This is a genomic window from Pedobacter sp. 05L430 (assembly GCF_056397585.1).
Window position 1 is genome coordinate 1 of sequence record NZ_JBFTNT010000120.1, and the last position, 11,523, is coordinate 11,523.

12 protein-coding genes are annotated in these 11,523 nt (G+C 40.3%); 7 read left to right on the plus strand and 5 right to left on the minus strand.

Annotation, left to right across the window (positions count from 1 at the left end; translation table 11 throughout):
- Both AC1DG9_RS15725 and AC1DG9_RS15730 read left to right on the plus strand, forming a co-directional pair.
- The coding region (locus AC1DG9_RS15725) for a sensor histidine kinase (RefSeq protein ID WP_477634866.1) at positions 1-323 on the plus strand (323 nt) is incomplete at its 5' end.
- Positions 313-720, plus strand: a complete 408-nt coding sequence (locus tag AC1DG9_RS15730) for a response regulator (protein ID WP_172659817.1) — start codon at positions 313-315, stop codon at positions 718-720. The genes AC1DG9_RS15725 and AC1DG9_RS15730, both read left to right, overlap by 11 nt.
- Before the next feature lie 42 nt (positions 721-762).
- Here the strand turns inward: AC1DG9_RS15730 and AC1DG9_RS15735 are convergent, their stop codons facing one another.
- The 3 genes from AC1DG9_RS15735 to AC1DG9_RS15745 form a co-directional block, all read right to left on the minus strand.
- A complete protein-coding gene (locus AC1DG9_RS15735) occupies positions 763-2,772 on the minus strand; it encodes a beta-L-arabinofuranosidase domain-containing protein (protein ID WP_337716573.1) in 2,010 nt (669 codons plus the stop codon).
- 21 nt (positions 2,773-2,793) lie between these two features.
- Positions 2,794-4,887, minus strand: a complete 2,094-nt coding sequence (locus AC1DG9_RS15740) for a CehA/McbA family metallohydrolase domain-containing protein (RefSeq protein WP_337716571.1) — start codon at positions 4,885-4,887, stop codon at positions 2,794-2,796.
- Positions 4,888-4,982: 95 nt separating this feature from the next.
- Positions 4,983-5,858 (minus strand): LysR substrate-binding domain-containing protein, encoded by an 876-nt coding sequence (locus AC1DG9_RS15745; protein ID WP_172659814.1) that lies wholly within the window; start codon positions 5,856-5,858, stop codon positions 4,983-4,985.
- 99 nt (positions 5,859-5,957) lie between these two features.
- Here AC1DG9_RS15745 and AC1DG9_RS15750 point away from each other — a divergent pair, with 99 nt between their 5' ends.
- Positions 5,958-7,196: an MFS transporter gene (locus AC1DG9_RS15750; protein ID WP_172659813.1), complete on the plus strand. Its 1,239-nt coding sequence runs from the start codon at positions 5,958-5,960 to the stop codon at positions 7,194-7,196.
- A 131-nt stretch (positions 7,197-7,327) separates the two neighbouring features.
- Here the strand turns inward: AC1DG9_RS15750 and AC1DG9_RS15755 are convergent, their stop codons facing one another.
- Positions 7,328-8,767, minus strand: coding sequence for an amino acid permease (locus AC1DG9_RS15755; protein ID WP_172659812.1), 1,440 nt, complete (start codon positions 8,765-8,767; stop codon positions 7,328-7,330).
- A gap of 214 nt (positions 8,768-8,981) precedes the next feature.
- Positions 8,982-9,563, minus strand: coding sequence for a YdeI/OmpD-associated family protein (locus AC1DG9_RS15760; protein WP_172659811.1), 582 nt, complete (start codon positions 9,561-9,563; stop codon positions 8,982-8,984).
- A 124-nt stretch (positions 9,564-9,687) separates the two neighbouring features.
- Between AC1DG9_RS15760 and AC1DG9_RS15765 the strand changes: the two genes are divergently transcribed.
- From AC1DG9_RS15765 to AC1DG9_RS15780, 4 genes are read left to right on the plus strand one after another with little or no spacing between them, the layout of a single operon-like run.
- Entirely contained in the window at positions 9,688-10,011 is a 324-nt protein-coding gene (locus AC1DG9_RS15765; RefSeq protein WP_172659810.1) for an ArsR/SmtB family transcription factor, read from the plus strand.
- Between the two features lie 6 nt (positions 10,012-10,017).
- Positions 10,018-10,485 carry an SRPBCC family protein gene (locus AC1DG9_RS15770; protein ID WP_172659809.1) on the plus strand — a complete coding sequence of 156 codons (468 nt, stop codon included), beginning with the start codon at positions 10,018-10,020 and terminating at the stop codon, positions 10,483-10,485.
- A 6-nt stretch (positions 10,486-10,491) separates the two neighbouring features.
- Positions 10,492-10,875 (plus strand): DoxX family protein, encoded by a 384-nt coding sequence (locus AC1DG9_RS15775; protein ID WP_477634867.1) that lies wholly within the window; start codon positions 10,492-10,494, stop codon positions 10,873-10,875.
- 4 nt (positions 10,876-10,879) lie between these two features.
- Positions 10,880-11,446, plus strand: a complete 567-nt coding sequence (locus AC1DG9_RS15780) for a DUF4256 domain-containing protein (RefSeq protein WP_172659807.1) — start codon at positions 10,880-10,882, stop codon at positions 11,444-11,446.
- The last annotated feature ends 77 nt before the right edge of the window (positions 11,447-11,523 follow it).

Below are 11,523 nucleotides of genomic sequence, written 5' to 3' on the forward strand. Positions count from 1 at the left end.
GAATAGAAGTGATATTAGGGAATCTGATATCTAATGCTATTAAATATCAAAAAGAAGATGAGAAGAATAAAAAAGTAGATATCAATGTTAATGTCAGCCCAACAGCAGTAGAAATTACCATTGCTGATAATGGAATGGGCATATTAAATGAACATCTGGAAAAGATTTTCACACAGTTCTTTAAAAGCAAGACCAATCATGGTAGTGGGTTAGGTTTATTTATTGTTAAAGAAGCGCTCAACAAGATTAATGGAAAGATATCTGTAAGTTCAAATACTGCAGAAGGAACAACTTTTAAAATTACAATCCCTAATGTTAAGTAAGTACAAAAAAGTAATGCTGGTGGATGATAATGAGGTGGATCTTAAAATAAACTCAAAGATCATCTCAATCTCTAAATTGTTTGATGAGACGATTCTATGTCACTCTGGTGAAGAAGGGCTGTCTTATCTAAACAAACATATTGACGATGTAGCAAATCTACCCGATTTTATTTTGCTGGACATACAAATGCCCGAAATGGACGGATTCGAATTCTTAGAAATCTACAAGAAATTCCCCGCAGTTGTAAAAGATAAATGCTTAATCGCAATACTTTCATCTACTCTGGATTTTGGTGATATTAAAAAGGCTGAGGCCAATCCATATGTAATTAAGCTTCTAAAGAAACCCCTCTTTCCTCAGGAATTGGAAAAGCTGTTACAAAAGTATCTTGCTTAAGAAAGACACTCCTGTAACAGCTCAATTGTTTACTTACAACCTTTACTTCCGCTGAACCAGTGGAAACTGTGAAATTCTCAAGCTGGTACAGCCATAAGGCACGAGCGTAATTTCTTCTTCTAAAGAGGTTTCTATACCATATACAAAACTATACGGAATTGGTCCTGTCATTTCATTATACAATTGCCACGAAGGAATTCTTTTGCCTTTTGTTTTAATCGCAATTGGCGAATTCTTAAGGTTCCATGGATAATTGGAAACTATCCCTGTTTTCTCTACCTTATATTGCTCATCAAATTTGTTATCTGGCGTCTCAATCAGCCCATAGTTCCATGGCGAAGATGACCTTATCTCATCATAATAATTCCCATATTCTATTGGATCCTTATCATTCTTAACCCTTGTCACTTCTTCATTCATTTTTAAAGCATACGTAATTGGTCCACGTTCTACAGACACTGAATTTTCATACCAGCTGTTTTTATAAACATGCATTGGCAATTCCAATTCAACCACATCGCCCGACTTCCATTCGCGTTCTATTTTAACGATCTGGTTGCCCGCAGCTTCTTTAAACACCTGTCCATTAATTTTTACCGATCCTTTTTTACACCATTCAGGTATACGAAGGTGAAAAGGGAAAGAAGCCGATTTTACCTTTTTGGCCATGCTAAGTGTAAACTTGATCTGCTCTTCGAAAGGATAATTTGTTTCCTCTTTAAAGGTCACTTCTACTCCGTTGCCTACTGTGGTTTTAACCTCACTTGGAGAATATACTAAAGCAGCTATCCCTTTATCTGCTGTCTGATACCAAAGGTTTTGTGCAAATTTAGGCCATCCCTGATGCATATTAGAAGTGCAGCATGGGTACCCTGTAAGTAAACCATAGCACAGATCTGTTCCACTATGGTCCTGATTAAAATTACGGGTATGTCTGGTAACCATAACCTGGTTGGCCTGCTGATAGTACTGACGGTCCATAAAATCATCCGACACCTGTGCAGGCAAAGCATTAAACGCAATCTTTTCAAGATGATCCGCATAATTAATTTTACCTGTAATTTCCAGCATACTTTCTAAACTAAACATCATCTCTACCGCGCTGCAAAGTTCCGATCCTTGTGTTGGATTGTTTCCGTGCAAGTCTTCATCTCCGCCATATAGCCCATGAGCCACGCCATTTTGTATACGTATGTCTTTAAGACCTTTATCCGTGGCTTCCAGATACTTATTATCGCGATGCTGCTGATAATAAATAATAGGCTCTTTTAATCCCTGGGCCAGATTAACACAATGGATGCTTCCAAAAGTGGATAACATGTCTGTATTTAAAAAAGCATTGGTATAATCAAAAGTCTGCTTATGCACCAATTCTCCAAGATCCAGAAGGCACTTATCTCCGGTAATGTCATACAGCCAGTAAATCACCTGAAGGTTGTCGCCCCCACGGTAACGCGCCCAAAAAGACCAATGATCAAGCGGTTTTGATGGCAATTCTTTTAACTGATATTTAAAGTAATTGGTCATCAATGTAATCACTCTTTTATCGCCTGTCGCAGAATAGTACTGTTTAAGTACCTTCAACATTACCATTTTTGGCCACCAGTCTTTACTGTTATCGCGCTGCATACCGCGCTCATAGCTATAGTCTTTAGTTGGTCCGAAATAACCATCGGGTTGCTGACTTTTAATCGCCCATTCTACCCAGGGCTTTGTTTTGGCGATAAGTGCTTTATCATCCAAAAGATAAGCGAGCGGCAAAAGTCCATCTATCCAATATGGTCCCCGCTCCCACTGATCGCCATCTCCGCCAAGCCATCCGTTTCTCTCGTTCATCACAACCGGATAAAGCTTATCCAGATTGCCTGTAGCTCCATCCTTCTGTCTGATCAACATCTCCCTTAACCAACCTTGTGGTTTAATTGCTCCTAAAGGCAATTCTTTATAAGGGTTTTGATTGGCACTAACCTGTGCATTTGTATGAAGGGTAAAACCAGTTAACATGGTTATCCCACCTATACATAGTGTATAAAACAAATTATTAAATCGCATGTGTGTGTATTGTAGTTTGGTTTAATGTTTAATATAAAAAGTCTGACTAAAAGCTCCATTTGCTGCTATATCCCATGCCTCTACCCTTACCCATGTTCTGTTGCTCAGTTTAGTTTTAAACTGCAACAGCTCAGACCCAAACGCCTTTGTTTTAGTAAGATCTACCTTTTCCCTGTACACCTTATTGCCATCACCAGATATGATCTCTACAAAATTCATTGGAAAGGTCCAGTTCAGTTTAAGCTTAACATTTGCAAAGCCCGACTTATCCAACGCTATTGTTTCACCCGAACGTTTCCCGCTTATAGTTAATTCAGGGATTAACACCTCCCCTGTACTCGCAAAAAACTTACCCTGCTGCATCGCATCCAATACCGGTTGCCAGCCTTTGTTAAACTCAGGCAAAGCATCCATCATCAGGTAGTTTACATTTAAGTGTGCGTACATCTCATTTTCCGGTGTTATCGTAAAAAGATCTGCTTCAGTAATCACGGTCTTTTTCAAATTCCAGTTGTTCATGTCGTCCATCAAATCCAATACCCGGTTCCCGAGTCTTGGTTGCGACAAATCCGCAGGCATTGCCTTCCAGGCTGCACCCATAAAATGATCTGATTTAAAAAACGCCTCATCTTTGTACACATCTGGTGCATTAACAGATCCCTTTGTGCGGGCATGTGCCGTCCAGGCCAATCCCTTCTCATCCTCAAGCAGTTTCAGCATGTCATCTTTATCGCCAATATGATATATCTTACCATATTTAGGGTGATTTTCAGTAAAAGGAGCTTCCTTCTTACGCGACATGATCCAATAAACAGGCTTAGGGAAAAGTGCCAGCCAGTGGCCTCCAAAAAACTCATTGGGTTCTTCACCGGGCAGCAAAAGAAGTTTATTGTCCGACAGTCTTTTACACTGTTCAAAAAGCGCTTCCAACTCTTTCAACCTAGTTTCATCCGGTCCTTTAGGGTGAGCCGTATAATGAAACTCTGCCAAATGCACAATGTCAATCCCCGTATTCTTAAACACCTTCACAAAATCAGGAACTTCTGGAATTGGCTTGTTTGCCAACACTACTTTCATGATAAACTCATTATGAAAATGGCTCGACATGGTTTTATAACCCGGTAGCTTAACATAAGTATCGTTATTTGTAAATTTCTTTACCTCAGTAAACGCAGCGCTTTCATCTGCTGCACTAAGCAGGCAAAAGAAATTTAAGCGTTGTTTAGTATCAGGCGGTGCATTAAACCAAGGCACAAACCTCCTGTCGCCCTCTAAATCCTGACGGATCCCAATACCATATCCATCAGTCATTTTCCTGTAGTTGTTGCCATACCAGGTAAACTTCAGGTTAAAGGCCTCATCTAAAGGATAAAAGTATTGATGCGGCGCTGGGAATATTGCCAAAACGCCTTCCTTTCCCTTTGCAGCTATGGTGCGGTATTTTACAGCTATATTTTTTGAACTATCAGTACTAACCGCATTTGCAGTTTGCAAACTATCTCCCGTATTTATCCATGCTATGTTTTTCCAGCTTGCCGATCTGTTAATTAAACCTGCATCATATACAATAGCCGTTGAATCTATTTTAGTAGCCATCACTGCCGCTATGTTAAACATCGGGCTCCCGTTATAAAAAGTAATCTCCAGATCACCCGAAAAACGGTCAGCTTTTAATGAAGAAATGGTCACCACCGTCCTGCTGCCTACAGTTTTTACAGTCGCAGCCGATTTTTCCAGTTCTACATTATAGGTCTTATATTTTTTTTGAGGAACCTTATCAAAAAATATGTTCCATCCATTTTGTGAGATCAAATCCCTCTTTCCAATGGTGAGCAAAAAGCTTGGATCAAGATCTGTTGAAACCAGTTTAGCCTTTTTAGCTTCGCCAATTAATAGGCGACTAAACAACGGTTTCCCTTTTTCCATGTTAAGGTCAACCTGCCCGTAATTATTACTTCCGGCAGGCCAGGTAATTTTCAAAATACTTTGACTGTATGTTGCAGTCACCCCCGATTTACGGTCAAACTTCTGAGTGTTTACTTGAGAAACCTGAGCTAAACCCAAACTTATATTGCACAAATAAAAGAGTACAACTATTATTAATTGTTTACGCATCTTCTTAATTTATATATGGTTATAAAACAAAGTAAGGCAATATGAAACTGATTAAGTAATCAATCCGTCTCAATATTTCGCCAATGCGTATCAATTTACCACAGTATCTTGCTCAGCTCCTCAATAAATAAATTAGCGGCCTTCTTTTGATAAATTCCTTTTTGCCTCAATATAAATGCTCTTTTATAGCGTTCCTTTCCAGCAATAGGAATAGCAATCAGCGTATCCCAGCTAATGATGGCCTTTTCATTTAAAATCGTAACCCACGAGGTACTTTCTACCAGCGTCAGCAATGAGTTTACCTCATTCATTTCAATCTTAATCTTCGGTACGATCTTGCGTTTACCAAAAAGCTCATTTACATAATCTCTCGAACTAAAGCCCTTGCCCGGTAAAATAAGTTCCAGTGCACCAAGCTCTGCCACCGTTATCTTCTTTAAAGATGCCAATGGATGCTTACGCGAAACCACCATCACTATTTTAGAAGAAAACAAAGGCTGCATTTCCAGTCCCTGGTTATCAGACTCTTCATGGAAGCTAAGAATGATATCCAGTTCCGCTGCCTTCAGCTTAATCTCCAGTGATTCCGGCGTACCATATTCAATAAATATCTTAATCCCCGGATACTTTGACGAAAAAGGAGCCAATGCCGGTAACACCATGGAACTAAACGCATAAGTAACTCCAATCTTCAAATCGCCCACCGCCAGATTATTCAATTCTGATATCGCGGCTTTAGATTTTTGTACATCAAGCAATATCTGTTTTGCATGAATTAGAAAAACACCACCCGCTTCCGTCAGCCTAACATGTTTGCCTATCCTGTCAAACAACAACATGCCCAATTCCTCTTCCAATTGCTTTATCTGTTGCGATAAGGTCGATTGCGTTACAAACGATTCAGCTGCAGCCTCAGTAAAATGAAGATGTTCAGCTGCTTTTACAAAATAGTTGAGTTGTCTAAGTTCCATAATCAATCGTTAAAACTAATCAATATCATTAAAACAATCAATTTTACAACTCAATAACTTATTCCGAAATTTGTAACGTCTTCAAGACATCTACTACACATGAATATATTTAGATCATTAAAATACCGCAACTTTAAGCTTTTCTTTTATGGCCAAAGTATCTCTTTAATAGGAACTTGGATGCAAAAAACTGCTGTCAGCTGGTTGGTATACCGACTAACAGGCTCAGCACTTTTACTTGGCCTGGTGGCTTTTGCCAGTCTTATCCCTTCGCTCATACTTTCACCTTATGCAGGCAGTTTAATCGACAGGCACAACCGTTACAAAATCCTTGTCATTACCCAGGTAATATCAATGATGCAGGCCGGAGCACTTGCCGCAATCATCTTTTTCAAATTTTACAACATACCTGCCATCATCTTTTTAAGTCTGGTGCAGGGCATCATAAATGCTTTTGATGTAACCTGCCGACAATCCTTAATGGTCGAAATGGTCGATCATAAAGAAGACCTTCCCAATGCAATTGCACTAAACTCTACCATGGCAAATCTTGCACGCATCGTGGGGCCTGCCATTGCCGGGGTAATCCTCAGCACCTTTGGTGAAGACTTTTGTTTCATCGGAAACTTTTTAAGTTATATCCCCGTTCTCGTGTGTTTATTCTTAATGAAACTGAACCTCGGCGTTGTCGAACGATCAGAGAAAAGCATCTGGATCGAACTCGAAGAAGGCTTCAAATATGTTTCAGGCGACAGAGAACTGAGCAGCATGATCCTCATGATAGGCATCAGCAGTCTGTTCGTCATACCATTTAACACCCTCATGCCTATCTTCGCTAAAGATCTTTTTCATGGCGATGCAGGAACATTTAGCTGGTTCGAGAGCGCTGCCGGCTTAGGTTCTGTCATTAGCGCCATGTATTTAGCCAATTTAAGATCTGCTAAACCACTAAAAAGAATCGTAGTGCTGGCAAGTACCATATTCGGGGTTAGCTTAATCTTACTGGCTTACTCAGGCATATTATCGTTAGCACTTGTATTCATGGCCTTCGGCGGAATTGGTATGATGGCGCAAACATCAGCCATAAACACCTACATACAAACGCATACCATTCCCGAAATGAGGGCCCGTGCCATCAGCTATTACATCATGGCTTACCAGGGAATGATCCCGATTGGCAGCTTACTTATCGGGTGGACAGCACAAGCCTTTGGTCCGCGACTAGCAGTTTGTCTGGCAGGGGTAATCGGTCTTTGCGCTACCGCGATGTTCGTTGTTTATCAAAACAAACGCTCCGGCCGACAAATTTCCTTCCAAACCTTACTGCATTTAAGGTAAAGTGAGAAATCAACTTCTCACAATATCATATTACTGTCATACCTCCAAAAAAACACAGAAACGTTTAAACCTTTTGCTCTTTTCTTCGTTTATATTTATGAGAGCGTTAATTTAGATGGCGGGGTTAAATCTTAGGATTTATCTCCGCTTTTCTTTTTTCTAACCAGCAGGTAGCAAACATACAATAGTAAAATCCATCCCGGAATCAACTCAACCGACATCTTCAATCCCGTTATCCACATAATCACCAATATACCTACCAAAAACACCAGGCATATATAGTTCGATATCGGATAAATAAAGGAAGGAAACTTGGTTTTAACCCGATCCTCTTCTTTACTCCTTCTAAATTTCAAATGTGTAATACTGATCATCAACCAATTGATAATCAACGATGACACCACCAGCGACATCAAAATCTCCAATGCCTTCTCCGGCATTAGCTTATTAATGATAATACATATCGCGGCAAACAAGCTCGATATCAAAATCGCATTTATAGGTACCGAATTCCTATTCAGCTTCGATAAAAAAGAAGGCGCATTTCCTTGCTCCGCCAACCCAAATAGCATCCTGCTGTTACTATAAACACAACTATTATAAACAGACAAGGCAGCTGTCAGCACAATAACATTAAGCACATTGGCAATCACACTCGTAAAGTAAATGGTCTTTCCTAAAAGCGTAAACTGAAAGCCCTTTAAACTTTCAAAAACCATCACAAAAGGGCTGCTATCTGTAGTAATGTTTTTCCATGGGGATAATGAAAACAAGATCACAAGCGCACCCACATAAAAAATCAGGATCCTGTAAATCACCTGATTGGTAGCCTTTGGAATTGTTTTTTCCGGTTGCTCAGCCTCTGCCGCCGTTATCCCAATCAATTCCAGTCCACCAAAAGAAAACATGATCAATGCAATAGCAGCAAACAACCCCTGAAAGCCCCCTTTCCCATCTCCGCTAAACCAGCCCTTTGCAAAAAAGCCACCATCATTCCATAAGTTCTGAACACTTGCCTGCTCACCTCCGCTCCCGCTAACAAGCAGGTAAACACCAAAAATGATCATGGCAATAATCGCTACCACTTTTATTATCGAAAACCAGAATTCCACCTCACCATATACCTTCACAGAAGTGAGGTTTAAGGCATTAATAACGATAAAAAAGAAAAGGCTCGACGACCACAATGGAATTTCAGGCCACCAGAAATGCACGTAAATGCCAATGGCAGTTAATTCCGACATGCTTACCAGGATATACAACACCCAATAGTTCCAGCCAGAAGCAAAGCCCGCAAAGGATCCCCAGTACTTATAAGCAAAATGGCTAAAACTTCCCGAAACAGGTTCTTCCACCACCATTTCGCCCAACTGACGCATAATAAAAAAGGCAATAATACCGGCCAGTGCATAACCTAAAATTACAGACGGCCCAGCCAATACAGCTGCCGGACCAATGCCTAAAAATAACCCTGTTCCTATGGCTCCACCAAGGGCAATCAACTGAATATGCCTGTTTTGCAACCCTCTTTTCAGTTTTTGCTCCTCAGGCTTTTCGCTAGCTTGTTTCAATATTTATGGTATTTATTCAATTACAATATGAGTATCCCTCAAAATTTCAACAAAGGTGGGAACTTATATTCATTTGAACGATTAAAAGCGTAAATAGTTTCCTTGTTATCATGATGCAAAAATACCACCCCCAACAGGAAACCAGAAGCCATTTTTGGCTAATCGAAACGCTAATTTTGAGGCTAAAAAACGCTAAAAACACGCACTTTTAAGCCTACCTAAACTGCTTGGGTCTCAGTTTCTGGGCAGCCAGTTCTGCCACTTCATTAATTCTTTTCTCTCTGGTTTCAGGCCTTTTGGCAAGCGTAACCCATTGCAATATCATTTTTTTAACAGACTTACTCAAACCATTAAAATAGTCTGCAGAACCTGGCTTCAGCAGAAATGCTTCCTCCAGATCTTTCGGAACAATCAATTCCTCAACCGCATCCAGTATAGACCACGAACCATTTTTCTTTGCCACCTCAATACATTTTAAACCCGCTTCCGCCATCAATCCTTCTGCAATTAAGCGCTCAACCTTTGCTTTATTGATCTTCGACCAGTTGCTGTTCGGTTTGCGCTTAGTAAAAAACTGTATAAAACTCTCCTCATCAATCGTTTTCCTGGTACTGTCAATCCAGCCAAAACAAAGCGCTTCATCCACCGAATCGCTCCAGGGTATACTCGGCTTGGTCGATTTTTGTTTGTACTGAATAAGCCAAACAGACTGGCTTGAGCTATGATTTTCTTTTAACCACTGCCTCCACTCCTCTCGGCTTGCCGGGCAAAAAGTTTCTATTTCCTTTTTCTGCATACCCCCAAAATACATAATTCCCTCCACACCAATTATATGCAAAAACACCATTCTAAAAAAAATATCAAAAAAAATTTGCGTAGTTAAATAGCTACATATATATTTGTAGTCAAATAGCTACACGATGAATTTAAGAAGAGATGTATTTCAAGCCATAGCCGACCCAACCAGAAGGGCTATACTGCTATTGGTGGCCACACAATCAATGACCGCAGGCTCAATAGCCTCAAACTTTGATACCGCAAGACCCACTGTTTCAAAGCACCTGCAAATATTAACCGAGTGCGAATTGCTTGAACAAAAACAAAACGGCAGAGAAATTTACTATTACATAAACGCAAAAAAAATGAAAGACGTAGCCGACTTCATCGAACCATTCCGCCAAATGTGGGACGACCGATTCAACAAATTGGAAACCATAATGAAAAACTACCAATCAAAAAAATAGAACCCTATGGAACAAAAAACTAAAATCGATGCCCAAAACGGCAAACAGGAATTAACAATCACAAGGGAATTTGATTTGCCATTAGAACTGCTCTTCAAAGCCTACATAGAACCCGAAATCGTTGAGCAATGGATGGGCACAAAAGTGCTTAAAATGGAAAACAAAAAGCATGGCAGTTACCATTTCCAAACCAGCGACCCTAAGGGAAACATCGTATTCCACGCCAACGGAGTCATTCACGAATTTATCCCAAACCAAAAAATCACGCGGACATTTGAAATGGACAATGCACCTTTCGATGCCCAGCTAGAGTTCCTGCAATTCGAAGAAATTAACGGCGATACCAGCAAACTCACCATCCATATCATATACAAATCAGCCGCCATCAGAGATCAGGTATTGCAACTACCATTTGCGCAGGGCATCAATATGGCGCATAATAAACTACAAAACATCGTAAGTAAACTAAAATAACACACCATGACAAAGCGAAATAAAATCATCTATTGGATCGCCACAATCTGGCTCTCATTAGGAATGTTATCAACCGGAATAGTGCAATTAATCAAAATGGAAAACGAAGTAACCATGATGAAAAACTTAGGCTACCCCATCTATATCCTAACCATCCTTGGCGTCTGGAAAATACTGGGCGTCATAGCAGTACTTGTTCCAAAATTCCCCATAATAAAAGAATGGGCATRTGCAGGCTTTTTCTTCGCCATGTCGGGCGCAGTATTTTCTCACTTAGCCAATGGCGATGGAGGCAAAGATTTTTTTGGACCGATATTATTACTAGTCCTCACTTTTGTATCTTGGTATTTCAGACCTGCAGATAGAAAAACCACCACAACTAATCTATAAAAGTATGAAAAACAATAAAAAAGAGTTGTCATCAGAACAACGCGAAGAACTACTCAAAACGCTCAAAAACCGATTCGAGAAAAACATGAACCGCCATAAAGATATAGAATGGGCCAAAGTACAGGCAAAGCTCGAAGCCAATCCTCAAAAACTATGGTCGCTTGATGACATGGAAGTAACCGGCGGCGAACCCGATGTAGTTGGTTACGATAAAAGCAAAAACGAATATATCTTTTACGATTGTGCAGCCGAAACCCCTAAAGGACGCAGAAGCCTTTGTTACGACCGCGCAGCACTCGATGCAAGGAAAGAGCATAAGCCACAAAACAGCGCAATGGATGTAGCTGCCGATATGGGCATAGAAATATTAACGGAAGAACAATACCGCGAACTGCAGCAATTCGGAAAGTTCGACACCAAAACGTCTAGCTGGCTAAAAACACCTGCCGACATCAGGAAACTCGGAGGAGCACTTTTTGGCGATTACCGCTACGGAACCGTTTTCCTGTACCACAACGGCGCAGAATCTTACTATGCTGCCAGAGGTTTCCGTGGCGCACTAAGGGTCTAATTTTTCACCAAACTAACGAACAGTATGAATCCTAAAGTTGATTTTTATTTTAGTAAAGAAAAAAAATGGCAGGAAGA